Source organism: Micromonospora sp. NPDC049559, from assembly GCF_040676675.1.
Taxonomy (GTDB): Bacteria; Actinomycetota; Actinomycetes; order Mycobacteriales; family Micromonosporaceae; genus JBFAPK01.
Genome location: NZ_JBFAPK010000035.1, coordinates 13,976 through 40,128 on the forward strand (window position 1 = coordinate 13,976; position 26,153 = coordinate 40,128).

At 73.9% G+C, this 26,153-nt stretch carries 22 protein-coding genes and 1 pseudogene; 13 read left to right on the top strand and 10 right to left on the bottom strand.

Going from position 1 to position 26,153, the window contains the following annotated elements; translation table 11 throughout:
* Positions 1-142: 142 nt before the first annotated feature.
* Entirely contained in the window at positions 143-2,578 is a 2,436-nt protein-coding gene (locus tag AB0J86_RS29635; protein WP_363860935.1) for a hypothetical protein, read from the bottom strand.
* Positions 2,579-3,250: 672 nt separating this feature from the next.
* Here AB0J86_RS29635 and AB0J86_RS29640 point away from each other — a divergent pair.
* Together AB0J86_RS29640 and AB0J86_RS29645 are read left to right on the top strand one after the other, a co-directional pair.
* A complete protein-coding gene (locus tag AB0J86_RS29640; protein ID WP_363860936.1) occupies positions 3,251-3,898 on the top strand; it encodes a PadR family transcriptional regulator in 648 nt (215 codons plus the stop codon).
* A 161-nt stretch (positions 3,899-4,059) separates the two neighbouring features.
* Positions 4,060-5,265: an FAD-dependent monooxygenase gene (locus tag AB0J86_RS29645; protein ID WP_363860937.1), complete on the top strand. Its 1,206-nt coding sequence runs from the start codon at positions 4,060-4,062 to the stop codon at positions 5,263-5,265.
* A gap of 160 nt (positions 5,266-5,425) precedes the next feature.
* Here the strand turns inward: AB0J86_RS29645 and AB0J86_RS29650 are convergent, their stop codons facing one another.
* From AB0J86_RS29650 to AB0J86_RS29675, 6 genes are all read right to left on the bottom strand, one after another.
* Complete coding sequence (locus tag AB0J86_RS29650; protein ID WP_363860938.1) at positions 5,426-6,028, bottom strand: sugar O-acetyltransferase; 603 nt, start codon at positions 6,026-6,028, stop codon at positions 5,426-5,428.
* Between the two features lie 206 nt (positions 6,029-6,234).
* On the bottom strand, positions 6,235-6,618 hold the full coding sequence (locus AB0J86_RS29655; protein WP_363860939.1) for a hypothetical protein: 384 nt from the start codon (positions 6,616-6,618) through the stop codon (positions 6,235-6,237).
* Positions 6,608-6,982, bottom strand: coding sequence for a hypothetical protein (locus tag AB0J86_RS29660; RefSeq protein WP_363860940.1), 375 nt, complete (start codon positions 6,980-6,982; stop codon positions 6,608-6,610). Before AB0J86_RS29660 ends, AB0J86_RS29655 begins: the two co-directional genes overlap by 11 nt.
* Positions 6,983-6,985: 3 nt before the next feature.
* Positions 6,986-8,215 (bottom strand): divalent metal cation transporter, encoded by a 1,230-nt coding sequence (locus AB0J86_RS29665; RefSeq protein WP_363860941.1) that lies wholly within the window; start codon positions 8,213-8,215, stop codon positions 6,986-6,988.
* A gap of 25 nt (positions 8,216-8,240) precedes the next feature.
* The gene (locus AB0J86_RS29670; RefSeq protein ID WP_363860942.1) at positions 8,241-8,699 is read right to left on the bottom strand and encodes a hypothetical protein; all 459 of its coding nucleotides are present in this window, start codon (positions 8,697-8,699) and stop codon (positions 8,241-8,243) included.
* A 9-nt stretch (positions 8,700-8,708) separates the two neighbouring features.
* A complete protein-coding gene (locus AB0J86_RS29675) occupies positions 8,709-9,209 on the bottom strand; it encodes a hemerythrin domain-containing protein (protein ID WP_363860943.1) in 501 nt (166 codons plus the stop codon).
* Positions 9,210-9,498: 289 nt separating this feature from the next.
* On the opposite strand from AB0J86_RS29675, the gene AB0J86_RS29680 reads away from it, so the two are divergent.
* Complete coding sequence (locus tag AB0J86_RS29680; protein WP_363860944.1) at positions 9,499-11,859, top strand: alkaline phosphatase family protein; 2,361 nt, start codon at positions 9,499-9,501, stop codon at positions 11,857-11,859.
* Here AB0J86_RS29680 and AB0J86_RS29685 read toward each other — a convergent pair.
* Positions 11,818-12,204 (bottom strand): annotated as a pseudogene (locus AB0J86_RS29685) (VTT domain-containing protein); the annotation flags it as partial. The gene AB0J86_RS29680 and the pseudogene AB0J86_RS29685 overlap by 42 nt on opposite strands.
* A complete protein-coding gene (locus AB0J86_RS29690) occupies positions 12,201-12,974 on the bottom strand; it encodes an MBL fold metallo-hydrolase (protein WP_363860945.1) in 774 nt (257 codons plus the stop codon). The pseudogene AB0J86_RS29685 and the gene AB0J86_RS29690, both read right to left, overlap by 4 nt.
* Before the next feature lie 77 nt (positions 12,975-13,051).
* On the opposite strand from AB0J86_RS29690, the gene AB0J86_RS29695 reads away from it, so the two are divergent.
* The gene (locus AB0J86_RS29695; protein ID WP_363860946.1) at positions 13,052-13,573 is read left to right on the top strand and encodes a hypothetical protein; all 522 of its coding nucleotides are present in this window, start codon (positions 13,052-13,054) and stop codon (positions 13,571-13,573) included.
* Positions 13,574-13,626: 53 nt separating this feature from the next.
* On the opposite strand, the gene AB0J86_RS29700 is transcribed toward AB0J86_RS29695, so the two are convergent.
* Positions 13,627-14,514, bottom strand: coding sequence for a septum formation family protein (locus tag AB0J86_RS29700; RefSeq protein WP_363860947.1), 888 nt, complete (start codon positions 14,512-14,514; stop codon positions 13,627-13,629).
* A gap of 104 nt (positions 14,515-14,618) precedes the next feature.
* On the opposite strand from AB0J86_RS29700, the gene AB0J86_RS29705 reads away from it, so the two are divergent.
* From AB0J86_RS29705 to AB0J86_RS29745, 9 genes are all read left to right on the top strand, one after another.
* Entirely contained in the window at positions 14,619-15,068 is a 450-nt protein-coding gene (locus AB0J86_RS29705) for a hypothetical protein (protein ID WP_363860948.1), read from the top strand.
* 960 nt (positions 15,069-16,028) lie between these two features.
* Positions 16,029-17,027 carry a glycosyltransferase family A protein gene (locus tag AB0J86_RS29710; RefSeq protein WP_363860949.1) on the top strand — a complete coding sequence of 333 codons (999 nt, stop codon included), beginning with the start codon at positions 16,029-16,031 and terminating at the stop codon, positions 17,025-17,027.
* On the top strand, positions 17,024-19,348 hold the full coding sequence (locus AB0J86_RS29715; protein ID WP_363860950.1) for a glycosyltransferase 87 family protein: 2,325 nt from the start codon (positions 17,024-17,026) through the stop codon (positions 19,346-19,348). The genes AB0J86_RS29710 and AB0J86_RS29715 overlap by 4 nt, the downstream gene beginning before the upstream one ends.
* Positions 19,345-20,451, top strand: a complete 1,107-nt coding sequence (locus AB0J86_RS29720; protein WP_363860951.1) for a glycosyltransferase family A protein — start codon at positions 19,345-19,347, stop codon at positions 20,449-20,451. The genes AB0J86_RS29715 and AB0J86_RS29720 overlap by 4 nt, the downstream gene beginning before the upstream one ends.
* The gene (locus tag AB0J86_RS29725) at positions 20,448-21,500 is read left to right on the top strand and encodes a lysylphosphatidylglycerol synthase domain-containing protein (protein WP_363860952.1); all 1,053 of its coding nucleotides are present in this window, start codon (positions 20,448-20,450) and stop codon (positions 21,498-21,500) included. The genes AB0J86_RS29720 and AB0J86_RS29725 overlap by 4 nt, the downstream gene beginning before the upstream one ends.
* Positions 21,501-21,576: 76 nt before the next feature.
* The gene (locus tag AB0J86_RS29730) at positions 21,577-22,899 is read left to right on the top strand and encodes an aminotransferase class III-fold pyridoxal phosphate-dependent enzyme (RefSeq protein ID WP_363861007.1); all 1,323 of its coding nucleotides are present in this window, start codon (positions 21,577-21,579) and stop codon (positions 22,897-22,899) included.
* Positions 22,893-23,936: an NAD-dependent epimerase/dehydratase family protein gene (locus AB0J86_RS29735; protein ID WP_363860953.1), complete on the top strand. Its 1,044-nt coding sequence runs from the start codon at positions 22,893-22,895 to the stop codon at positions 23,934-23,936. The genes AB0J86_RS29730 and AB0J86_RS29735 overlap by 7 nt, the downstream gene beginning before the upstream one ends.
* Positions 23,936-24,916, top strand: coding sequence for a UbiA prenyltransferase family protein (locus tag AB0J86_RS29740; RefSeq protein WP_363860954.1), 981 nt, complete (start codon positions 23,936-23,938; stop codon positions 24,914-24,916). Before AB0J86_RS29735 ends, AB0J86_RS29740 begins: the two co-directional genes overlap by 1 nt.
* On the top strand, positions 24,913-26,121 hold the full coding sequence (locus AB0J86_RS29745; protein ID WP_363860955.1) for an endonuclease/exonuclease/phosphatase family protein: 1,209 nt from the start codon (positions 24,913-24,915) through the stop codon (positions 26,119-26,121). The genes AB0J86_RS29740 and AB0J86_RS29745 overlap by 4 nt, the downstream gene beginning before the upstream one ends.
* Positions 26,122-26,153: the final 32 nt, after the last annotated feature.

Sequence of the window (26,153 nt, forward strand, 5' to 3'; positions counted from 1 at the left end):
CGCGGGGGGGGGGGCCCCCGCCCCCCCCGCGCGCCGGGCCGGCCCGCGCCTGGGGGGCCCCCCCGCGGGGGGGCGCCCACTCCCTGTTCCGTCACGCCCCCGGTGGCCGGCCGGCCACCGGGGGTGGTGTCCGCCTACCGGGTCAGGACCGGGTGACGGTGTAGTTGCCCGAGCCGGCCCGGTTGACCAGTACGACGCCGTACCAGGCGCTGCGGGTCGGGGTGAAGGTGACCTGCTCGGTCGCGCCGGCCCCGCCACCGGTGGAGGCGGCGACGGCGGTGGAGCGGGTCCGGATCCAGGTGGCCGCGTTGGCCGGGTCGCTGTCCAGGACGAACAGCTCGGCGTCCTGGCCGGCGTTGGTCGCGGCCACCGAGATGGTCACCGGTACGCCCGCGGTGAGCGAGACGTCCCGTACGGCCACGACGTTGCCCGAGCCCATCGCGACGGTGCTGGCACCGGACGGGAGCTGCTGCGAGCCCTGCGCCAGCTCCAGCTGGTACCCGCCGCCGCCCGAGAAGTTCTGCACCCGGGGGTAGTAGTCGCCGAGCGCCCGGCGGTTGGAGTCGACCGCGACGAAGTCGACCGTGGTGCCGCCCCACGCGCTGCCGGCCAGGTACGCGGTCTGGGCGCGGTCGTCGTAGAGCTGCAGGTCCAGGTCGCCCGAGTTGGGGCGCAGGGCGACGACGGACCAGTAGACGGTCGAGGTGGAGTAGCCGAAGTTGTGCGGCGGCACCGGCGCCGGCCGCGACAGCGGGGCGTAGTTGCCCAGCGGGTCACGGAACTGGTAGTCGATCGTGTTCTGGTAGACCGAGGCGAGCGCGCCGGAGTCGGCGACGTTGAAGCCGTCCCCGGTTCGGTGGGACCAGAACTCCGCGAAGTTGTTCGAGTTGTGGTGGGTGAAGGTGAACCAGATGTTGAACGGGCCCTCGCTGTAGCGGTCCCAGGTCGCCTCGTTCGCCGCGTCGGTGATGTCGATCAGGGCGCCGGCGATCCGGCCCTCGGTGGTGTCGCCCTGGCCCCAGCCGTTGCCCCAGCTCGCGTTCTCCAGGTTGAGCGAGCCGCCGTCGGGCCAGCGGTAGAACGGGTCGTTGTAGACCGTCGCCGGGAACCACTCGGCCCAGCCCTCGGTCCAGGCGCAGCCCGCCGAGCTGGCGCCGGTGATGCTGTGCGGGTTGCAGCTCGGCGCCGCAGGGAAGGCGTCGTTGTAGACGTCGTCCATGACCGCGTGCCCGATCTCGTGCACGACCGTCACGGGCGCGTTCGGGTCGTCCGCGGCGAGGTGCACGTCGTTGCCGCCGAGCGAGTAGTAGGTGCCGTCGGTGGAGTCCGGCGCCCAGTTGATGACGAGCTGCCGGCAGCTGGCGTCGTCCTGGTCGAAGCAGAGGTTGGTCGGCTTCGGGATCCACAGCCACGCGTCGTTCGCCGAGTCGAAGGCGTGCAGGCCGCGCTGCAACGCCCCGTCACCGGAGGTGAGCGAGCCGAGGTTCAGCGTGCTACCGGTGGCGACGTCGTTGGTGGTACCGGTGCGGAAGGCCAGCGGGCTGCCGCCGCGCTGCACCTTCCACTGCGAGTTTTCCGTCACGAACCGCACGTAGATGTCGGCCGTACCGCTGTCCGGGAAGCCCTCGGACTGGGAGTCGAAGCAGATGTTGTAGTTGCCGGCGCCGTCGGTGATGCCCGTGGCGAGCAGCGAGTCGCCGAAGGTGTCGGCGTCCCAGACCTGCACCTGGAGGTTCATCTGGTTGTGCCAGGCCGCGTTCTGGTCCTGGAAGCTCCAGTTGCCGGCGACCCGGGTGTCGCAGGGCGACTGCGGCGCGACGGTGTTGACCTCCGGTCCGGCGTCGGCCGGCGGACGGACGGTCAGCCCCTCGGTGCCCACGCTCTGCGGCTTGAGCCAGCCCGGCCGGGCCGCGCGCGTCGAGGTCGGTACGGCCGCCGTGCCGGCGTCGCCGGACTTGGCCGCGTACCCGAACGTGGAGGCGCCGGACTTCTCGGCGATGGTGAGGAAGACGTTGTCCTGGCCGGCCTCCGTGTTCTCCCCGACCGCGGCGGTCGCCCGGGCCTGGATCTGCACGCTGCCCGGCTTGACCGCCCGGACCACCCCGGTGAAGGCGGCCCGCTCACCGGCGCGCAGGGTCCGGCTGGTCCGGGCCACCGAGACCGCACCGGCCCGCTCGGGCAGGACGCTGCGGGCCTCGCGCACGGCCAGCTCGGCCGGGGCCTTCACCCACTCCAGCTCGGGCGGGAGCGTCACGCTGATGTCGGCCGGCCCGAGCGTCGCGTCGGCCCGTACGGTCACCGACAGGGTCGCGGTACCGCCGACCGCCGGCGCCCCGTCCAGCTTCGCCTCCACCCCGAGGCAGCTGAGCCGCTCGTCCTTCTCGCTCTTGCCCGCCGACGGTCGCAGGCCGCACCGCGCGCCCCGCTCCGGCTCGTACGCCGGCGTGGCGCGCGCCTTCTCGGCCTCCCCCGGGTCGGCGCCGGCCGGGCCGACCCCGACCGCGAGCGCCGCCAGTGCCCCGGCCACCAGCGCGGCCAGCGCGGCCCGCCCGGGCGCCGCGGCGTTTCTGGTTTTCACCGCAATTCCTCCCCCTATGAATGGGCCATTGTTTGGCCCCGGGAGAGCATGGCATTCCATCGACGCCCGCCGCATATTCTGCCCGGTTCGCGACAACCAAAGGAGGCGCAACAAAAACACGTCGACATGAGGTCGACATTCGCCGCCGAATCGTCCGCGTCGGGGAAATTCGCACCACAGTGGACACCCGAGATACCCGATACAGTGCGGCCTCCCGGTGAAGGTGACGCGAAGGCGCGGTTACGTTGTCGCCATTACGACCAACGGATCGGGGCATGTCCGACCAACCGGCGACCCGCGCCGAAAGGGACCGACGAATGCCGCTATTTCGCGTCGGGGCAGCACCATTCCGGGCAGGTCGGCCAGCACGCCGCGGGCGCTTTCCGATCCGGCCCGACAGGATTCCGTGGTCCACCGAGGCCCGGAACGGCTCCCGGTCCCGTCGGGCCGCGGCCGACCGCTCCAACGAGAGGGCTCCGGCCGGCGCGGTTCCCGGTCGCGCCTCGCCGTGGCCGACCGCCGTCCCGGCCGGCTGGTGCAGGCCCGGGAGATGCCGCGCGGGACTCCCGGCGCCCGTCGGGCCGCTCCGGTCGAGGCCGCTTGACCCGCGACGCTCGCAGCCATATATTCGTACGCGAGTACTCGGGAACGAGGATCGCGGGGGTGAGGCGCATGACGAAGCGACGCAAGGTCGGCAACCTGCTGGCGCTGGCGGTGCTCTCGGCGCTCGCCCAACGACCCATGCATCCGTACGAGATCGCCACCGCGCTGCGGTCCTGGGGCAAAGACCAGGACATGGGGCTCAAGTGGGGATCGTTCTACACGGTCGTCCGCAACATGGACAAACACGGCCTCATCGCGGCCGTGGAGAGCGTCCGCGAAGGCCGCCGGCCCGAGCGGACCGTCTACCGCATCACCGAGGCCGGCCGCGAAGAGCTGTCGGACTGGGCGCGGGAGTTGGTCTCCACTCCCGTGCCCGAGCGTTCGCACTTCCGCGCCGGACTCTCCGTGCTCGCCGTGCTCCACCCCGACGAGGCCACGCGGCTGCTGCGGCAGCGGCTGGACCTGCTGGAACGGGACGTCACCACGGCCCGTGAGGCGCTCGGGCAGCACGCCCGGCAGATCCCGCGGCTGTTCCTGGTCGAGTCGGAGTACGACCTGGCCATCCAGGAGGCGGAGGCGGCGTGGATCCGATCCCTGCTCGCCGAGTTCACCTCGGGTACCTACCCCGGGCTGGACGCCTGGCGGGCCTTCCACGAGACCGGCGAGATCCCGGCCGAGCTGGCCGAACTCGCGGAAAGGACCGATTTCACGGAGTAACGAGCGACCCCGGTGCGGTGCGCCAACACCGCACCGGGGTCAGTACCTCGAACCGCACCAGGGAAGGCACTCGGTCCGAAGCGGCGATACCGAGGATAGCCGGGTTCCCTCCCTGGACGGTTCGGCCACCTGCGAGAACCGAGAAAACCAGGGAGAAGATCATGTCCAAGGCAAGAACGGCGATCGTCGTCGGCGGCGGCATCGCCGGTCCGGTGGCGGCGTTGGCGCTGCGCAAGGCCGGCATCGAGGCCACCGTCCACGAGGCGTACCCGCACACGGCCGACGGTATCGGCGGCACGATCGCGCTCGCGCCGAACGGCCTCGCGGCGCTGGGCGTCGTGGACGCCGACGCGGCCGTGACCGCGATCGCCACGCCGATCTCGCGGCAGGTGATGGTCGTGGGCGAGAAGCGCATCGAACTGCCCCGCCTGGCCGACCTGCCGCCGTTGCAGGTGGTCAACCGCGGCGCGCTCTATCGCGTACTGCACGACCGGGCGGTCGCCGGGGGTGTCGGCTTCGAGTACGGCAAGCGCCTGGTCGACGTCAGCGAGTCCGGCACGGGCATCACCGCGCGGTTCGCCGACGGCAGCACGGCGAGCGCGGACATCCTCGTCGGGGCCGACGGCGTGCACTCGACCGTACGGCGCCTCATCGACCCGGACGCCCCGCAGGCGCGCTACACGGGAATGCTCGGCTTCGAGGCGCTCGCCAGCCACGAGGTGGACACCGAGCCGGGGACGATGACCTTCGCCTTCGGCCGGCACGCCTACTACCTCTACTGGCCGGAGCCGGGCGGCGGCACCCGCTGGGGCGCCAACCTGCCGCAGGAGCGCCCGATGAGCACCGCCGAGGCGCGGGCGGTCCCCCCGGCCGACTGGCTGCGCACCCTGCGCACCGCGTACGGGAACGACGACCCCGGCCGCGACCTGATGCGGACCAGCACCGCCGAGGGCCTGCTCGCGGTGGGCTCCCTGCACATCATGCCGCCGGTACCGCACTGGTACCGGGGCCGGATGGTGCTCGTCGGAGACTCGGCGCACGCCCCCTCCAACAGCTCCGGTCAGGGCGCGTCGCTGGCGATCGAGAGCGCGGTGCAGCTCGCCCGATGCCTGCGCGACCTGCCCGACATCCCGTCGGCGTACGCCGCCTTCGTGCGGCTGCGGCGCGAGCGGGTGGAGCGGATCGCCGCCCGGGCGGCGCGCATCAACCACACCAAGGCCCCCGGCCCGGTGGCCCGGGTGCTGATGCCGGTGCTCATGCCGATGATGGTGAAGGTCGCCATGAACCCGGAGAAGATGCTCGGCCCGGAGCACCGCTACACGATCGACTGGGACGCGCCGGTCACGGCGGCGCCCGCGCTGCGCTGACCCGGCACGTGGAACCCGCGCTGCGCTGACCCGGCACATGGAACCCGCGCTGCGCTGACCCGGCACATGGGAGGGGTCGGCGGCCGGCACCGGCCGTCGGCCCCGGTCCGCCCAGCCGTGGCACGGCCGGCGACGGACCGGGCGCCGGCAGCCCGGGTGGTCAACGCCGCCCGGCGTCGGTCCCCGCGCCGAGGCGGCGCACGATCCGGGCCGGGTTGCCGACCGCGACGACCCCGGCCGGCAGGTCCCGGGTGACCACCGAGCCGGCGCCGACCACGCTGTCCTCGCCGATCGTCACCCCCGCCAGGACGATGACGCCGCTGCCGAGCCAGACGTTGTCGCCGACGGCGATCGGGCGGGCGGACTCCCACTTCGCCCGGCGCGGCTCGGGCTCAAGCGGGTGGCTCGGGGGAAGCAGCTGGACGTTCGTACCGATCTGCACGTCGTCGCCGATGGTGATGGGCGCCACGTCCAGCGCCACCAGGCCGAAGTTGGCGAAGGTTCGGGCGCCGACGCGCAGGTGCTCGCCGTAGTCGACGTAGAACGGTGGCCTGATCTCGGTATCCTCGCCGACAGCGCCCAGCAGCTCACGCAGCAGCCGGCGCCGCTCGTCGGGCTCCCGGGCCGAGGTCGCGTTGTAGGCGCTCATGAGGTCCATGGCGCGAAGATGCCGCTCGGTCAGCTCGGGATCGTCGGCGAGGTAGCGGTCGCCGGCGAGCATCCGCTCGCGCATCGAGCGGCCATCCGGCACGGCAGCGGTCACACCTGGGAAACCTACCGTAGTCACAAGCTCACGATCCGCCGCTAGGTCGCGTTTCATGAGGGCGGTCGAACCGAGGCGGAGCTCGGACGGCGGTCCGGCAAGGCGCGAGTTCGTCCGGATACCGGTGTGGTAGCCGGACGGAGGCGCAACGCGGCCGGCCGTCGTCCGGGCCGGCCGCAGGCCGGCCAGTCCTCATGAAACGCGGCCTAATCCAGGTGCAGGTCCCGCCACGGCACGGTACGCGTGCTCCGCCGCAGGACCGCCCGCGCGAGGATCTCCAGCAGCCACGGTCCGCGTACCTGTTCCCGCTCGTAGCCGAGCAGCCGCCCCCACGGCCCGCGCACGACCACGACCGCGTTGACGTACGGGCGGCCGTCGTCGCCGGGTTCGGCGCGCAGGTCCACGACCCGGCCGAGGTGCCGCCCCTCGGCGTCCCTGGCGGCCCGGCCGAGCAGGTCGCTGGCGCGCAACGGCCGCCCGGCCGGGGCACGCTCCGGCGCCGGCGGACCGGGCTCGGCCGGGGCGCTCTCGGTGGGGGGTTCTGGGTCGGGCGGTTCTGGGTCGGGCGGTACGTTCCGCTCAGGCGGCATGGTCGGCTCCCGGGATGCGCCCGATCAGGTGCTCGTCCAGCCACCGCTCCAGCGCCGGCGCGGCCAGCACCTCCCGGCGTACGGACAGGTGGACCGCGGAGTCGACGCGGGCGACCAGCTCGTACCCGATCCGGCGCGGCCCCAGCCGGTGCGTGTCGAGTCGGGCGGCGGTGGCGGTGATCCAGCGGCCGAGCGCCCCGCCGAACCGCGCGCCGAGCGCCTGCTGGCCGGTGAGCAGGGCGGCCACGTACGGGATCCCGTCGGGGCCCGGGGCCAGCTCGACGTCGTCGACCTTTCCGACCGGGGTGCCGTCCCGGTCGACGATCTGCCGGTCGAGCAGGTCGAAGCCGATCAGTAGGGGCATCCGTCAGCCTCCCATCCCGGTCATGACCATCAGCGGGATCGCCGCGACGGCCGCGGCGACCACGATGATCAGGTAGACGACGCCGAAGGCGTTGGCGAGCCGGCCGTTGACCCGGTCGCCGAGGTAGCCGCGGTCGTTGGCGACGACCAGGATCGGCAGGTAGGTCAGGGGCAGCACGACCGCGCTGAAGATCAGCATGTACTCGGTGAGCTGGACCGGGTCGATGGTGGTCAGCAGGGCGGCGACGGCCAGCAGGATGCCGACCAGCACCACCGTGTGGAACCGGGCGGCCTGCCGGGGCCGCAGCAGCTTCCCCCAGGACCAGCCGAGGTACTGCGCGACGGTGTAGCCGGCGGAAAGCCCGGTCTCCATCGCCGCGCCGAAGGTGGCGGCGAAGACGCCCAGGATCAGCAGCGCGAGCCCGATCTTGCCGAACGCGAGGCCGGCCGGGAGGACCGCCTGGCCGAGCGTGTCGACCTGGATCCCGCCGGGCTGGAACACGATCGCGGAGGTGGCGAGGAAGCCGAAGGCGAGCAGCCCACCGAGGGGAAACCCGAGGAAGACGTTGACCCGCGAGATCACGAGATCCCTGGCCGACCAGCCCTCCTCCACCGCGCCGGACGAGAAGAAGAAGACCTCGTACGGGGTCATCGCGGAGGCGAAGAGCGCGATCGCCATGAACCAGTAGGTGGGCCAGTTCTCCCCGGCCGGCGGCGCGAGGCTGAACGCCTGGTGCCGCAGCGCCGCCACCGGCGGGTGCAGCCAGAGCACCGCCACGAGCAGCACGACCAGGGTGAGACCGCCGAGGCCGAAGATCCGTTCGAGGGTCTCGAACTTCGCCCGCCAGAGCGCGAGCCAGAGCACCAGCGCGACCAGCGGCACCCAGAGCAGGTACGGCGCGCCGCTGAGCAGCTGCAACGCCAGCGCCACGCCACCGATCTCGGCGGCGAGGGTCATCAGCGTGATCAGGTACGAGCCGAGCAGGTTGACCAGCGCCACCCGTGGCCCGAGCCGCTCCCGTACCAGGTCGAAGACCGGCCGGGTGGAGACCGTGGCGACCCGGCCGGCCATCTCGGCGTACACGCAGATGCCGATCACCCCGACGACCAGGACCCAGGCGTGCGCGAGCCCGAACCGCGAACCGGCCTCCGAGGTGGAGACGATGTCGCCGATGTCGACGAAGCCGCCGATCGCGGTGAGGATACCCAGCGTGATGGCGAGGAGTCGCTTCACCCGTGCTCCTCGACGAAGTGGGGCTTCACCTGTGCTCCTCGACGAAGCCGGAGAGCCCGGCGGCGACCGGTTCCAGGGCGTCCACCGCGGCCCGGGTCGCGGCCGTGTCCCCCTCCTCGGTGGCCCGCTCCAGCCGGCCGAGCGCGACGTCGGCCGAGGTCAGCAGCGGGTGCAGCCGGGCCTGTAGCGCCGCGCTCGGTTCGTCGGGGGGCGCCGTACCCGCGAACCGCTTGGCCGCACCGGCCAGCGCCGCGCGGGCGTCGTCCAGGGTGCTGGTCACGTACGGGCCGGGCAGGCGCCCGTCGAGCCGGGCCCGGCCGGCCAGCCGGGCGGTACCGACCGCGTTGTAGGCGGACTGGGCGGACCGGACCGCCGTCTTGCGGTAGTCCTGCCGGTCGGTGGGGGACGTCGACAGGTACCCGCCGACGCCCCAGACCGCCACCACCGCCGCGACCGGCAGCACCGCCCACCATCGCGCCCGCACCGGCGGGCCTCAGGCCTTGACCGCGTCGACGGCCTTCTTCAGCGCGCCCGGCTCGGTCGGCTTGCGCGGGGCCTTCTCCTTCAGTTCGAGCATCCGCGCGCCGATCTCCTGGAGCTTCTTGCGGCCGAGCCCCTCACGCACCTTCGGGAACCACTCCTGCTCCTCCTCCTCGATGTGGTGCGTCACGTTCTCGATCAGCACCATCGTCTTGGCGTCGAAGCGTTCGTCGTCGGGGGACATCGAGGCGAGCTCCAGGCAGAGCACGTCGGCGACGTGGTGCTCCTCGTACGACTCCAGCACGTCGTCCTCGAGATCCGGCAGCAGCTCGCGGGTCTCCGGGTACATGCACTCGTTCTCGATGTAGGTGTGGACGGTGAGCTGCTCGATGATCTGCTCGACGAGCCGCCCCTTCTTGGCGCTGGCGTCCTCACCGGCGTCCTGGAACTCCTTGAACAGCCGCTTGATCTCCTTGTGGTCCTCTTTCAGCAGCACGATCGCGTCGGTGGACATGCGCCCTCCTCGGTCCCGGGGGTGGGGTTGCGGATGTCGGCCCTGGTACCCGGGCGCTTTCGCGCGGAAACCCCTCGCACCGCCGCTAACCAGCCGTAACGGGACGGTCGCGTCCAGCACGGACGGGCCCCCCGTGGTGCCGGCGTTTGCGCGGTGACCGCGACCGGCTCCGGCGGCGGTCGAGGGCTCCGCCCGGCCCGGCCGGGTAGCGCTGTCGGGCTGGTCACATCCGCGACAGCGGCGGCCCGCTGCCGGTTGCCCGGGTGCGGCCGTGTGCCAAGGTGGGGCGGTGACCGAGCACACCCCTCCGCCCACCGCACCGGCGGGACCTCCACCCGGGCGGGGCCGGCTGGTGCTCCGGGAGCTGCGCGCCTGGCGGCCGACCGTGGCCCGGCTGGGCGAACTGCTCCGCAGCGCGGTCACCTCGTTCGTCGTGCTGGCCGGCACGCTCTGGCTGCTGCCCGGCGTGGACGCGAACGGACTCACCGCCGTGCTCTGGGTGGTGGTCCTGGTCGCCTGCGTCGGCGCGCTGCTACGGCCGCTGCTGCTCGCGCTCGCCACGGTGCTCGGCGGGCTGGCCGTACTGATCATGGGGGCGTGCGTTCAGACGGTCGTCTTCTACGTCGCGCTGAGCCTCGCCCCCCAGGCGCACCTGGCCGGGCTGCCGGCCGCGTTCGCCGCCTCGTGGACGGCGGTCGCGCTCGCCGCCATCGTCAACTGGCTCACCGACGCCGGCACCGACGACGCCTTCGTCGGCGAGACCCGCCGGCTGATGCGCAAGGTACGCCGCGCCGCCGCCAAACACGGTACGCCGAGCGGCGGCGACGGGCTGGTCGTCGTGCAGCTCGACGGGGTCTCGACCCCGCTGCTGCGCTGGGCCGTACGCGCCGGCAACCTGCCCAATCTCGGCCGCTGGCTGCGGATGCGCAGTCACCGGCTGACCTCCTGGCACACCGGCCTGCCGGCCACCACCCCGGCGGCCCAGGCCGGCATCCTGCACGGCGACGGCCGCGGCGTGCCGGCGTTCCGCTGGTACGAGAAGCCGACCGGCCGGCTGATGGTGGCCAGCCGCCCCCGGGACGCCGCCGAGATCGAGCGGCGCATCTCCACGGGCGAGGGGCTGCTGCGCGACGGCGGGGCGAGCATCAGCAACGTCTTCACGGGTGACGCCACGGCGGCCCTGTTCACGGTCAGCCGGGCGGCGCTGCCGGGACGCGCCACCCGCGGCTACGCGGCCTTCATGACCAGCCCGTACGGGTTGACCCGGGCCATCGCGCTCGGCGTCGGCGGGCTGCTGCGGGAGCTGTACCAGGCCCGGGCGCAGCGGCTGCGCGACATCCGGCCCCGCATCGGCCGCTCCGGCGCGTTCCTGGCGCTGCGTCCGCTCACCGGCATCCTGCGGGACGTCAACGTCTCCCTGCTCGCCGAGCAGATGGCGCTCGGCACGCCGGTCATCTTCTGCGACTTCGTCGACTACGACGAGGTGGCCCACCACGCCGGGCCGGCCCGCCCGGAGGCGCTGGACGCGCTCGGCCGGCTCGACCAGGTGCTCGGCGTGGTGCAGCGGCTCTCCGCCGAGGCGGAGCGCCGGTACCACCTGGTGGTCCTCTCCGATCACGGGCAGAGCCAGGGCGAGACGTTCCAGCAGCGGTACGGCGAGTCGCTGGCCCAGGTGGTGAACCGGCTGGTCGAGGCGGCGACCGTCGAGAGCATCCGGCGGTTGGCCGCCGCCGGCGAGCCGCGGGGGGCCGAGGCGGGCGGAGCGCCCCTGGCCGCCGCCGGGGGCGGGCTACCGGTGGCCGTCGCGGCGGGCGCCCCGGCTGGGGCGGAGACGGTACTGACCGAACTCGCGGGCCGGTCCGCGCCGGCCGCGGTGGCCGGCGGGATCGGTACGGTCGACGGCGCGGACGGCGACGACCCGGCGGCGCGGACGGACGGTACGGTCGTCGTCGCCTCCGGGAACCTCGCGATGGTCTACTTCACCGGGCGGCCCGGCAAGCTCTCCCGGGCCCGGATCGAGGCCGACCACCCGGGCGTGTTGGCGGGGCTGGCCGCGCACCCCGGCATCGGGCTGGTCGTGGTGGGTGACGAGGAGGGGCCGGTCGCGATCGGCGGCCGGGGCGAGCACCACCTCCGCGACGGGCGGGTCGTCGGCGAGGACCCACTGGCCGAGTACGGTCCGTACGCCCGGACCGACCTGCTCCGGCACCAGGGGATGGCGCACGTCGGCGACCTGGTCCTGATCAGCTCGGTCGATCCGACCATGGAGGAGGTCTCGGCCTTCGAGGAGCTGGTCGGCAGCCACGGCGGGCTCGGCGGCGGGCAGAACGACGCCTTCCTGGTGTACCCCGCCGACTGGCCGCTGACCGAGGAACCGCTGGTCGGGCCGGAGAGCCTGCACCGGCAGCTACTCGCTTGGCAGCGCCTGCTCGGGCTGCGCCCGGGTCGCGCGGCGCCGCAGCAGGCTGGTGAGCTGCGTGACGACCACCACCAGGCCGACCGCGACCAGCACCCCCTGCCAGGGCTCGGGGAAGATGGAGCCGCCGAGCACGCCGATGCCGGCGTACACGCCGGACCAGAGGGCGCAGGCTGGCGCGTTCGCCAGCGCGAAGCGGCGCCAGTCCAGGTCGATCAGCGCGATGGTGAGTAGCACCGGGATCCGCCCGCCGGGCAGCAGCCGGGAGACCAGCAGCACCGGTACGGCCCGCTCGCGCAGCCGCGCGGCGAGCCCGTCCAGCCGCTGCCGGCCCCGGACCCAGCGCAGCCGGCGGGCCAGCTGCTCGCCGCCGAGGCGGCAGGCCAGGTAGGTGACGGCGTCGCCCAGGTAGGCGCCGGCCGCGCCCACGACGACGACCAGCACCACGACCAGCGAGTGCTGGTGGAAGGCGAGCGCCGCCGCCGCGCTGACCGCGGCGCCGGTCGGCACCACGGGCACCACCGCGCCGAACGCCACCACCAGGAAGAGCGAGGTCAGTACCCCGACCGGGTCGGTCACCGGACACGGTCCACGGCGAGCGCCGTACCGGGTTGCAGCTCGGTGACCCGGGTGCCGGGCGCGACCCCGGCGGTCTCGCGCACGAAGCGCGCGCCCGGCTGGTGGAACATCACCGGGCTCAGCCGCAGGCCGGCGGGCCAGAACGTGCCGAAGTGCACCGGCACCGCGTACCGGGGGGCGCTGCGGCGCACCGCCTCGGCGGCCCGCACCGGGTCGAGGTGACCGGGGCCGAGCGTCGGCCCCCAGCCGCCCACGGGCACCAGCGCCAGGTCGAGCGGGCCGAGTTCGGACATGCCGTCGAACAGGCCGGTGTCGCCCGCGTACCAGGTGTTCGCCACCCCGTGCACCGTGTAGCCGACCGCCGCCGCGCGGTACCGCGACCAGGGGCCGCGCCCGCCGTCGTGCGCGGCCGGCACCGCGCGTACGGTCACCGCGCCGACCTGGGTCCGCTCGCCGGGGGCGAGTTCGACGGCCCGCCGGGCGGCGTCCGCGCCGAGGCGCCGCCGCAGGAACGGGCCGGCGCCGGCCGGCACCACCAGCGTCACCGTGTCGGGCAGCGCGCGCAGCGAGGCGACGTCGAGATGGTCGGCGTGCAGGTGCGACACGAGGACCGCGTCCGGCGGTCCGGGCAGCCGTGGGGTGGTGCCGCGCCGGCGGCGCAGGTGCGCGACGCGGTCCCGCAGCACGGGATCGGTCAGCAGCCGTACCCCGGAGTCCTCCAGCCAGACGGTGCTGTGCCCCCACCAGGTGATCTGAACCGCGGAACTCACCCGTGCCACGGTACGGGTACCGCCGGGCGCCCGCGGCGGTGCCCCGTCGTGTCGGGCCGTGCCGCTATGGTGCCGCCGTGGCGGACATCCATGAGTTCATGGTCTCGATGGACCTGTCGGGCGAGCTGTCGGACGCCGAACTCGCCGACCTGCGCTGGCACCTGGGCCTCGGCCCCCGGCCGGAGCGGCTCACCATCATCACCGAGTTTCCGGCTCTCGTGTTCGACGACAACGGCAGGCCGGTCGAGGACCCGGACGGCGGCTGGCGCACCGAGAACGATCCGCATCCGGTCTGGGGGCGGGCGCCGTACGCGGCCTCGAAGATCGGCGGCGTGGCCTTCTCGGCGCTGGTCCAGGAGGACGGCCGGACCGGATCACGTTCGGCGCTGACCTGCCGATGGGAGATCCACCCGGACGAGCACGGCGAGGTGGCGGCGCTCTTCGACTGGCTCGCCGGCCGGCGCGCCGAGCACGACCGGTTCTTCGGCTACCTCCGCTGGTACGAGGAGGACTGGCCGGACGAGCGGCTGGAGATCGCCGACGGCCGGCTCGTGGTGCGCCGCGAGGGAGGCGCCGTCGCGCCGTTCGGGCGGGGCTGACCGCGCCGTCGCCTCCGCGCGGGCGGGCGTGCCGGCGACGGCGCGAAGGCGGTTCAGGGCTTGGGCAGGCCGGCGGGGCCGGCGTTCTTGAGCGAGCGGGTCAGCGCCCGGTCGTCGGACCAGAGGAAGCAGCGGATGCCCCGGTCACCGCGCGCCCACGCCTCCGCCGACGGGGTTCGGAAGCTCACCCCCAACCGCGCGCCGACCGTCAGCACGCTCGGCACCCGCACGTACGCCGAAATGACGAAGTAGCAGGCCGCGTAGGTGTTGTCCGGCTTGTCGACCAGCGCGTCCAGGGACGCGTCGGCCCGGACGTTGAAGATCCCGACGTACTCGAACCGGTGCGAGCTGGCGCAGTCGATCGGGGTCAGCTGCTCCAACTGGTTCTCGTTGAAGCAGCCGTACGCCAGCGGCGACGGTTTCGCGAGCACCCCGCGCAGGCTGCCGGTGTTGTCGACGACCCGCTCGTCGTCGCCCCCGTCGAGGGCGTTCAGGAGGAAGACGTCGCAGCGGTACCAGCGGCTGCCGCCCGCCCAACCCCCGGGCGACGGCGGGACCACCCGGATCGACATCCGCGCGCCGCGCCAGTCGCCGCCCACGAACTGCTTCACCCTGGCGTCGCACTCCGGGAAGACCGTCCGCAGCTCCGCCGAGTCCGCGGCCGGCGCGCTGGCCCGGTCGGCCTGCGCGCCGGAGAACCGCCCCACGTAGACGGTCTCGGTCCGATGCGGTCGCGCACAGTCCAGGACCGTGTAGGTCGAGAGGTAGCCGACCGCGTCGAGATCGGGGTGGCAGGTCCCGGTCTCCGGGGTGAACTGCGTCGCCGCGGGTAGCCGGGACCAGTGGTCGGTCAGGTCCCCGTCGGTACCGGCCGGCGCGCCGCACCCGGCCAGCGACGCCAGCACCAGCGCACCGCAGACGACCCTCCACCCTCGACGCACCGCGCCCTCCCCCGCATCCGGCACCGTCGGCGGAGCCTAACGGGTGAATGACCGCGTCCGCGGTGCACCCCCGGAGTCCGGCCCAGGTCGGTAGCCTCCCGGGCATGCTTGTGCCGGATCAGCTCGCGATCATCGACGGCCTGCTCGCCCTCCCGTTTCCGGACCGGGGCCTGCGGGAGGGGAACCTCGTGAGCGGGTCGGGCTTCCACCTCCGCGTACTGGCGGCCAGCCGGGACTTCTGGGACGACCGTGGCACGGAGGTCGTCGAGGAGGCCCAGGCGGCGGTGGACGCCGCCTTCGGCGCGGTGGCGGCGGCGCTGTCGGCGCGCTGGGGCGACCCCGAGACGGTCGATCTCGCGCCCTACCTGTGGGGTGCGGACCCGGCGCCCGAGCCGATGGGCTGGCTCTGCCAGCTCGGCGGCGCGATGGACGTCTGGCGACCGCCGGGGGTTCGGTGGGTGGCGCTCGCCGTGGGTCAGGCGGACCCCGAGTTTCCGATCGAGTTGCTCGCGGCCGTCGCCGAGACACCGATCCGGCCGGGAGGCCGGGGCTGACCGGCCACCCGGAGAACGCGTCGGTCGACCCGGTTCCTCGACCCGAACGGATCCGCCGTCCGCACGCACCCCGTCACGATCAGTAACGTCTTGCGCAACGATTTCAGACTCTTGGCCAAACTATTTCTTCCCCACGGAACGGGATAGCCACCCGATCCGCCCCCGCGCGACATCGGGCACACCTCCGTCACAGCGCGCGACACTTCCCGATTATCGGGACGGCGGGCAATCGACGGGCCTTGTGCCGCTTCCGCCGGGTCCCTGGGCAATCGGCGAACCTTGTGCCACTCCGAACGATTCCGGCGGGCGCCGCGACGAATTCATCGGCGACCGGAGGCCGGCGGCGCGTCGCGCGCCGGCACCGCCCGTACCGCGCGCACCGCGTCCCCGACCGCCGTCGAAGCGGTTCCCCGGCCGACTGCGTCGACGACGGCGACGCGTTTTTCCGCAGGTGGGAGCCGTATCGACGGCGCCGGCGACCCGCCGCCGGACGGCGGAACCAGGCGCACGGTCCATCCCGAACGATGCCGGCCGATCCCGGGCACAACAGTCCACTGTGTCCGAAAGCCGCCGCCAACGTCACCTCCCGAACCCAATGCACGATATTGATCTTTATCGAGCTTTCGAAGCAGCAGTCGTTGATGTTCAGGTGTTTATGGCCATACCTTCGCGGGAGACCGGCCGCATCCGGCGACGAATCCGACCGGGCGATGTCGAGTCCTTGACTGCCCGACCGCGAGGGCCGCAAAATATAGCCGCCCATCATTTCGCGGGGGCTCGTGATGGCTTCGCAATTTCCGGTACCGCGAGCAGGCGCGTAAGCGCAAAACCACGCCCCATTTCGGAATCCGGCCAACGAAGGCCCCGGCAACCACGCGAAACCACTCGATCAGGCGCGTCGCCAGCCGATCCGGCCACGGCCGGTGCTCGGCCGCGCCGCCGTGACCCGAGGAGGGCACAGTGCATCCGCTGGTCTCAGTCGTCATACCCTGCTACAACCGGGCCCGCACCATCGGACTCTGCGTCCGGTCGGTACGGCGGCAGACGTACCCGGACATCGAGATCGTCGTGGTCGACGACGCCAGCGGCGACGACTCGGCCGGGATCGCCGAATCGGCCGGCGCGACCGTGCTGCGTCTGCCGAGCAACAGCGGCCCCGGGGCCGCCCGCAACCTCGGTGCCGAGCACGCGCGGGGCGACATTCTCTTCTTCCTGGACGCGGACGTCGCGCTGGAACCGGAGAGCGTCGCCTCGGCCGTCGCGGCGCTGCGCGCGGAGCCCCGGCTGGGCGCGATCTGCGGCGTCCTGAGGCCGGAGTCGCTGGTCTCCCGCAACCTCGTCGCGCGGTACCGGGCGCTGCAGATGTACCACTGGTGGCTGGCGCGCGAGGGCCCGCTGGAAGGGCTGCACACCGCCCTCTGCGCGATGCGCGCCGAGGTGTTCCGCGAGATCGGGCCGTTCGACCCCACGCTGCGGCACACCGAGGCACCGGAGTACGGGTACCGGCTCCGGCAGCGGTACGAGGTGCGCAGCACCGCCGCGATCGCCGGCGTGCACGACCACGACAGCCAACTGCGGGTCCTGCTGCCGAAGGTCTTCCTGCGGGCGCACGCCAGCGCCGCCGAGGTGCGCCCCGGGGAGGTGCTCGGCGGCGCGGCCTCGCGCGTACTGGCCAGCGGACTGGTCCTCGCCGCGGTGCTCGCGGTACCGCTGCCGCTGGTCGCCGGGCCCGCCGGGCTCCTGGGACCCGCGCTGCTGCTGGCCGGCGCCGTGGCGCTGGACGCCGGCACGTACCGCCGGGTGATCGCCGACCGGGGCCCGCGCTTCGGGCTCGGCTTCGCCGGGGTGCACCTGCTCTACCAGCTCACCTCCGCGGCCGGCGCGGCCGTCGGGTCCGCCCGGCGGGTCCTGCGCCGCCCCGCCGGGCGGGTCGCCCCCTCGGTCGGGGTCTCCCGATGAGCGTGCTCGCTCCCGGCGCGCCGGGAACACCGGCGGGCCCGGGCACGCGGGGCCGCGACCGGGCCGGCACGGGCGCCGCCGCCGGGGTGCTCCTGCTCGCCGCCGGCCTCACGGCCGCCGGGATCGCCGCCGTCTCGTGGGTCGCGGCCCGCACCGGCAGCGCCTGGGCTCCCGGCGGCGACCTGGCCGTCTACCGCGACGCGGCCGCCGCGGTCCTCGCGGGCGGGTCACCCTACGAGGTGGACCGGGGCGGGTACGCCTTCGTCTACCCGCCGTTCGCGGCCCTGGTGCTGACCCCGCTGGCGGCGCTCGGCCCGGTCGCCGGCTACTGGGCGTGGACGCTGCTCTCGGCGCTCGCCGTACCGGTCGTGGTGTGGCTGGCCGTCGACCAGCTCGCCCCCGCCTGCGGCCGGTCCCGGACGCTGCTGGTGGCGGCCGGCACCCTGGCCGTGCTGCCGCTGTCGCCGATCGCGGGAACGCTGCTGCTCGGCAACGTGAACGTCCTGCTGGTCGCGCTCGTCCTGGTCGACCTGCTCCGGGTCAGGGGACGGTACGCGGGAGTGCTGACCGGCATCGCCGCCGGGATCAAGCTGACCCCGCTGATCTTCGTCGGGTACCTGCTGCTGACCGGCCGGATCCGGGCCGGGGTGACCGCGCTCGCGAGCTTCCTCGGCACCGTGGCGGTGGGATTCCTGCTCCTGCCCGGCCCCTCCGCCGCCTTCTGGGGCGGCGCGTTCGCGGACGGGTCGCGCACCCGGCCGCCCGGCGAGGAGGCGGTCGGCAGTTCCGTACGGGGCGTCGTGCTGAACCTGCTGCCGGAGCCGCTGTGGCCGCTGTGGCTGCCGGCGAGCCTGCTGGTGGGCGCGCTGGGGCTGGCGGTGGCGGTCCGGGCGAGCCGCCGGCGGATGGAGCTGACCGGCATCGTGGCCTGCGCCGTGACCGGCCTGCTGGTCTCGCCGGTGACCTGGTACGCCCACTGGGTCTGGTGCGTGCCGGTGTTGGCGCTGCTCGCCGCGCGTACCGGGTGGGCGTCCTGGCGCGCCCGGGCGCTGCTCGGCGGAGCGTGGCTGGTCTTCGCCCTGCCGCTGCCGTGGTGGATCGCGTACGTGCTGGGCTGGGTGCCGGCCTCGGAGCGCGCCTGGGTCCGGCCGGTGGAGCTGCTCTACTCGCTCACCGGCGCGGCGCTGCTGGTCCTGGCGGCGGCGTGGCTTCGCCGCCCCGCGCCCGCGCCCGAGCCTGATACTGAGACCGGAGTGGAGACCGGAGCGGGATCCGGGACCGGGGCCGACGCGGAGCCGGTGAGCGCGCGACCGGCGGACGCGGCGATCGACGCCGTGGCGGTGATCGTGCCCAACTACAACAAAAGCAAAACCCTCGCCGCCTGCCTCGACGCCATCTACGCCCAAACCCACCCACCCACCGAAGTCATCGTCGTCGACGACCACAGCACCGACGACTCCCCCGACATCGCCCGCCAATACCCCTGCACCCTCATCCAACAACCCACCAACCAAGGACCCGCCGCCGCCCGCAACACCGGCGCCCACCACAGCACCGCACCCCTGCTCTTCTTCGTCGACTCCGACACCGCCCCCGCCCCCGACGCCATCGCCAACGCCCTGCACATCCTCCACACCACCCCCCACACCGGCATGGTCCAAGGCATCTACGCACCCCACCCCCTCTACGACGACGGACCCGTCGAGGCATACCGCGTCGCCTTCGAACACTTCTGGCGCAAACGCAGCGTCGGACGGTCCCGCGCCGCCACCCTCTTCGCGGCCAGCCTCGTCCCGAGGGCCGTGTTCGACGAGGTCGGCGGCTTCGACGAGCGGCTGCGCACCGGCGAGGACGCCGAGTTCGGCACCCGGATGCCCGAGCGGTACCGGCTGGTCGTGACCGACACCGTGGTCACCCGGCACGACGACGTCGACCGTTTCCTGCCCTTCGTACGCGAGCAGTTCGGCTTCGCGACCCAGACGCCGCTGGTGATGCTCCGCGCCGGCCGGCGACGCAACGCCGGCACCGGGCTGCGGGTCAACGCGTTCTCGCCGACCGGGCTGGTGCTCTCCGGGCTGAGCCTGCTGGCGCTGCCGCTGCTGCCGCTGCTGCCGTGGCTGCTGCCGCTCTGGCTCGCGCTGCTCGCCGGGTCGGCCGCCACGAGCCACGCGTTCCTGCGCTTCACCTACCGGTTCCGGGGCGCCGGCTTCGCGGCGTACGCCACCGGCATGCACCTGCTGCTCTACGCCCTGGCGGTGGTCGGTACCGGCGTGGGGACGCTGCGGGTCGCGTACGTCCTGGCGCGGGGGTGGGCCCGGTGAGCGCGCGACCGGCGGACGCGGCGATCGACGCCGTGGCGGTGATCGTACCCAACTACAACAAAAGCAAAACCCTCGCCGCCTGCCTCGACGCCATCTACGCCCAAACCCACCCACCCACCGAAGTCATCGTCGTCGACGACCACAGCACCGACGACTCCCCCGACATCGCCCGCCAATACCCCTGCACCCTCATCCAACAACCCACCAACCAAGGACCCGCCGCCGCCCGCAACACCGGCGCCCACCACAGCACCGCACCCCTGCTCTTCTTCGTCGACTCCGACACCGCCCCCGCCCCCGACGCCATCGCCAACGCCCTGCACATCCTCCACACCACCCCCCACACCGGCATGGTCCAAGGCATCTACGCACCCCACCCCCTCTACGACGACGGACCCGTCGAGGCATACCGCGTCGCCTTCGAACACTTCTGGCGCAAACGCAGCGTCGGACGGGACACGGGTGCGCTGCTGGCCGCGAGTCTCGTCCCACGGGCCGTCTTCGAGGAGGCGGGCGGGCTCGACGAGCGGCTGCGGTCGGGCGAGGACGACGAGTTCGGCACCCGCCTGCCGGCCCGGTACCGGCTGGTGGCGACCGACCGGGTGCTGACCCGGCACGACGACGTCGACCGGCTGCTGCCGCTGCTGGCCGAGCAGTTCGTCCGGGCCAGCGCGAAGCCGCCGCTGATGGTGCGCACGTGGCGGCGGCAGCGGGCCGGCGCGGCGGGCGCGCGGGTGGAGATGATGTCGCCCGAGCGGTACCGGCACCTGGAATGGTCCGCCCGGCTCTCCCTGCTCGCGGCGGGGCTGGCGCTGTTGACCGTGCCGGTGGCGCCGCTCGCGCCGTGGCTGGCGCTGACCTGGCCGGCGTTCGGCGCCGTGCTGGCGGCGGCCAACCACGAGTTCCTCCGGTTCGCCCACCGGCTGCGCGGACCGCGCTTCGCCCTCTTCGCCGCCGGGATGCACGTGCTGAGCCACGCCGCCCTGGTGGCGGGCCTCGTCGCGGGGCTACCGCGGGCCGGGTACGCGCTGCTGCGCGAGCCGACCCGCGACCGGGTCGAAGCGGACCGGACGGCGGCGGACCGGGCGGGGGTGCGGCGATGAACCCGGTGCCGGTGGGCCCCGACGCGTCCCTCGAACCGGGCACGGCCACGGCCCAGGGCCCGGACCGGCCCTGGCGCCGGCGGCTGTGGCGGTCGGTCACGGTCGCGTTCGGCCTGGTCGTGGCGGTCGCGGTCGCGCGGGCGCTGGCCGGCCAGGACTGGTCGGTGGTGGCGGTGCTGCTCGGACGGCGCGACGCCGCCCAGGTCGGCCTGCTGCTCGCCGGCGCGCTGGCCGCCGCGACGGCGGGTCCGCTGCTGGGAATGCTGTCGTGGCGGGCGGTGCTGCTGGAGCTCGGCCCGCCGGTCGACGCGATCCGGGTCATGCGGATCTTCTTCGTCGGGTTCCTGGCCAAGTACGTGCCGGGCAAGGTCCCGGGGATCGTCGCGGCCGTCAGGGTGGCCACCTCGAACGGCGTGACGCTGCCCCGGATGCTGCTGGCCGGAACCCTCACCACGCTCCTGGTCCACCTGACCGGGCTGGCCGTCGGGCTGCTCACCGGGGCGCGGCTGCTCGGCGGGCGGGCGGCGTGGCTGCTGCTGGCGGCCGTACCGGTGCTGGTGGCGGTGGGCTGGCCGGGCCTGGTCGGCCGCGCGGCCGGCCTGCTGCTGCGGCTGCTGGGCCGTGCCGAGCCGGCCCGGTCGCCGTCGCCCCGGGCGGTCCGGGTGGCGGTCGCCTGGCAAACCCTGTCCTGGCTGGTCAGCGGCGTACACCTGTGGCTGCTGGCGGTGGCGATGGGCGCCGAGGCGGGGTCCGCGCTGCCGCTCTGCGTGGGCGCGTTCGCGCTCGCGACCGTGCTCGGCGTGCTCGCCGTGGTGGTACCGGACGGGTTGGGCGTACGCGAGGCCGTGCTCTCGGCGGCGCTGGCCCTGCTGCTGCCGGTCCCGTCAGCGGTGGCGGTGGCGGTGGCGAGCCGGTTGGTCACCACCGTCGGCGAGGTGGTGCTCGGCGGGGCGGCGCTGGGAGTCGTGGAGATCGTCCATCGAAGGTCGTCCGCAAAAGCTGCGGCGGTTGGGGAGGAGATGAGTGGTGGGCAGGTTGATCGGGCTTGACGAGTGCGAGCAGCTGACGACACGGGAGGTGCACGACCTCTACCGCCGGTACGTCAGCCGGTCGCAGGTGTCGCTGATGACGACGTTCGGCTTCGGCCGGGAGTTGGTGGAGCGGGCCGAGGGGCCGTGGGTCCACATGCGCGACGGCAGCCGGGTGCTGGACCTCTCCGGCGGGGTCGGGGTGCTCAACCACGGGCACAACCACCCGCGGATCCTCGCCGCGCGGACCCGGTTCGCGCAGCGGCGGCGGATGGAGATCCACAAGGCGTTCTTCTCGCCGTACCTGGCCGCGCTGAGCCACAACGTGGCGGAGCTGCTCCCCGGCGACCTGTCGATCTCCTACTTCCCGAACTCCGGCGCGGAGGCGAACGAGGGCGCCATCAAGATGGCGTACAAGTACCACGACGGGAAGCGCGACACGATTCTGCGCGCCGATATCAGCTTCCACGGCAAGACGCTCGGCGCGGGCAGCCTGACCGGCTCGGCGGAAAACCACTTCCGCTTCCCGGGGCTGCCCAACGCCGTGGTCTACCCGTACGGGGACGTGGCGGCGGTACGGGCGGCGGTCGAGGCCAGCCGCCGGCCGGACGGCAGCAGCGACGTCTACGCGGTCATGGTGGAGCCGTTCAGCGCGTCGAGCCTGCGCAGCTGGTCCGAGCCGGCGCTGCGGGAGCTGCGGCAGCTCTGCACCGACGAGGACATCGTGCTGATCTTCGACGAGGTCTACACCGGCTGGGGCAAGACCGGCAGCCTCTTCTACTTCATGCGCCACGACGGGCTGCTGCCGGACATCGTCACCTACTCGAAGTCCCTGGGCGGCGGCAAGGCGTCGATCTCCGGGTACACGGCGCGGGAGCGGCTGTTCCGCCGGGCGTACGACCGGCTCGCCGACGTGATCCTGCACAGCACCACGTACTACGGCTTCGGCGAGGAGACGGCGACCGCGATCGAGGCGGTCAACGTGGTGGTCGAGGAGGACTTCCCGGGCCGGGCCCGGCGGATCGAGGCGGTCCTCGGGCCGGGGCTGGAGCGGATCCGCGCGGCCCACCCGGAGGCGGTGGACCGGGTCGCCGGGGTCGGCTCGCTGCACGGCGTCTTCCTCAACAGCGGCCCCAAGCTGCTGGAACTCGCCGGAAGGCTGGTACCCGGCTTCAGCCGCGACCCCCGGTTCGGCACCAAGCTGATCACCCTGTCGGTCATCGCGCACCTCTACCGCGAACACAAGATCATGACGTACTACAGCCCGAACGCGGAGAACCCGCTGATGGTCGCGCCGTCGCTGGTGGTCGAACCGGCCGAGCTGGAGTACTTCCTCACCGCGCTGGACGCCACGCTCGCGCTGGGGCTGCGCCGGCTGCTGACCGGATTCGTCCGGGAGAAGGTCGGTGCGGCGTGGTAGGCGACGGCCGCCCGGTCGTGGTGACCGGCGCGAGCGGGATGCTCGGCGGTTTCGTGGTACGGCGACTGACCGCCGAGGGCGTGCCGGTGCACGGCGTCGACCTGCGCGTACCGGCCGAGGCGGGCATCGCCGCGACCGTGGCGGACGTGCGCGACCGGGCCGCGATGACCGCGGCGTTCCGGCGGGCCGGCGCGGTCGTGCACTGCGCCGCCGCGCTGCCGAGCTACGCGCCGCAGGAGATCCGGTCGGTGATCGTGGACGGTACGCGCAGCGTGCTGGCCGCCGCGCTCGACGCGGGCGTACCCCGGGTGGTGCACGTCTCCACCACGGCCGTGTACGGCCTGCCCGAGCTGGTCCCCACCCCGGAGACCCACCCGCGCGACCCGGTCGACACGTACGGGCGGGCCAAGGCCGCCGCCGAGGAGCTGGCCGAGGAGTTCCGGGGGCGGGGACTCTGCGTACCGGTGCTGCGGCCGAAGACGTTCCTGGGCCCGGGCCGGATGGGGCTGTTCGCCATGCTCTTCGAGTGGGCGCACGAGGGGCGCCACTTCCCGATCCTGGGCCGGGGCGACGTACGCATCCAGATGTGCGCGGTCGAGGACCTGACCGAGTGTGTGCTCGTCGCCCTGCGCGCCGCGCCGGCCGTCGCCGACGACACGTTCAACGTGGCCGCCGCCCGGTTCGGCACCCTGCGGGAGGACTTCCAGGCGGTCCTCGACGCCGCCGGGCACCACCGCCGGGTGATCTCCGTACCGGCCCGGCCCGCCCTGCTCACCCTGCGGCTGCTGCGGCGGGCCCGCCTCTCCCCCGTCTACGACCGGCTGCTGCGCAAGCTGCTCGCCGACTCGTACGTCAGCACCGACAAGGCGCGCGACCGGCTCGGCTTCACGCCCCGGTACTCCAACCAGGACGCGCTGCTGCGGACGTTCCGGTGGTGGCGGGAGCAGCGCGACCGCGGCGGCGCCGCCCAGGCGGGCCGGACCAGCCGCGACCCGTGGTCGCAGGGCGCGCTGCGCGTGGCGAAGGCGTTCTTCTGATGAACCCGACCGCCCCCACCGGCCTCGCGCTGCCCACCCCCGGCACGCAGCCCGTCGAGACCGCCCCCGCCCGTCGCGCCGGGGGCGTCGCCGGAGCCCTCGCCGTCGCCGCGGCCCTGGTACGACTCGCCCGCCCCGGGCAGTGGCCGAAGAACGTCCTGGTCGTCTCCGTACCGCTGCTCGACCCGCGGAGCTGGACCGTTCCGGCGCTGGGCCACCTGCTCGCCGCGATCGTCGCCTTCACCCTCGGCTCGGTCCTCGTCTACGTCGTCAACGACCTCGTCGACCGCCGCCGCGACGCGGCGAACCCGGCGCGGCGGCACCGTCCGATCGCCTCCGGCCGGCTCTCGCCCCGCGCGGCGGTGCTCTTCGCGGCGGTGGTGGCGGCGCTGCTCGGCGGCCTGCTCCCGTTCCTCCCGGCCGCAGGTGCCTGGCCGCTCGGCGCGTACCTACTGCTCAACCTCGGGTACTGCCTCGGCCTCAAGCACGTACCGCTGCTGGACGTCTTCCTCGTCGCCACCGGCTTCGCGCTGCGGCTGGTGCAGGGGTACCTCGCCACCGGCGTCGAGGTCTCCGGCTGGCTGCTCACCGCGGTCTTCACGGTCTGCCTGCTGCTCACCCTCGGCAAGCGCCGGCAGGAGCTGCGCAGTACCGGCGGCACGTACCGGCCGGCGCTGCGCGGCTACACGGTCGCGCTGACCGAGCAGCTCATGCAGCTCTCCGCCGCGCTGGCCGCCGGCAGCTACCTGCTCTACCTGCGGCACGAGGCGCCGCTGGCCGGGTACGCGCCGGTCGCGACGACCCTGCTCACCCCGCTGGCCATCTTCGGGCTGTTCCGCTACCTCCAGCTCGTCTTCGTGCACGACGCGGGCGGCAACCCGGTACGCACGCTGGTCCGCGACCCGGTGCTGGTCACCAACGCGACCCTCTGGGCCGCCGCGTCCGGGGCGCTGCTGCTGGCCGGGCGGGCCCAGTGGTGACCGCCGTCGACCCGGCCGCGCCGGGCGAGGCCCCGACCCGGGCACGCCGCCGGCACCGCTGGCCCGCGATCCGCCGGCCCCGACGGCCCGCGTTCGGCGCGACCGGGGGGCGACGCTGGCCCGGCCGGGTGCTGCTCGGCGCGGCCGGGGCGTGGCTGGCCTTCGTACTGGCCCACCTGTCGCTGTCCGGGCGGGCCTGGTGGTGGAACCTGCCGGACCTGCTGCCGCCGCCGCTCTTCCTCGCCGTGCCGCTGCTCCTGCTGCCGTTCGCGCCGGTGCCCCGGGCCCGGCCGGCGCGGGCCGGGTACGCGGCGCTGGTCGCGGCGGCGCTCGGGCTCGGCTGGCCCCTCGCCGGGGTCAACCCGGCCGCGCTGCGGCCCGCCCCGCCGCCGGCCCCGCCCGGTGCGGTCAGCGTCTTCTCCTGGAACACGTTCTACTGGGACCAGCTGCTGGCGGCCGGGCCGGCCGGCGAGCCGATCCGCGACCCGGACCGGCTCTACCGGCACCTGCACGCCCAGCGCGCGGACGTCTACCTGCTCCAGGAGTACCTCTACCTGGACCCGGAGTGGAACCCGCTGCCGGTGCACGCGCTGGAGCGGATCCGCCGCGAGTTCCCCGGCTACCAGGTCGCCGTCGCCGGGGAGCTGCTGACCCTCTCCCGCTTCCCGATCACGCTGGAGCGGGCCGTGGACGTACGCCCCTGGCTGTCCCGGCCGTGGCCGGACCTGCCGCCGGCGGACTCGCGGCTGCCGGCGTACCACACGGTCAAGACGCTCCGTACCGACCTGCTGGTCGCCGGCCGGGTGCTGTCGGTCTACAACGCGCACTTCCAGGTGCCGGTCGTCGGGCTGCCGGCCCGCGACCCCGACACCGCCGAGGACGCGCTGGCCCGCACCGACCTGCGGCGGGCCAACTACCGCGCGGTCGCCGCCGACGTCGCCGGCAACCCGAACCCGGTCGTGCTGGCCGGTGACCTCAACACCTCGCCGGCCATGCGGCTGCTGCGTACCCTGCCGGACCGGCTGGTCGACGCCACCGCCGCGCAGCGGTCGCTCTACCCGACCTCCTGGACCCGGTACGGCCTGCCGCTCTGGCGGCTCGACTGGGTCTTCACCAGCCGGGACGTCGGGGTGCACGAGTACCGGATGGTGCCGCCGGCCGGCCTGTCCGACCATGCCGGACAGTTCGTCGTCCTCTCCCTCTGACCCCGGAAGATCCGCGCGAAAGGAGACCCGTG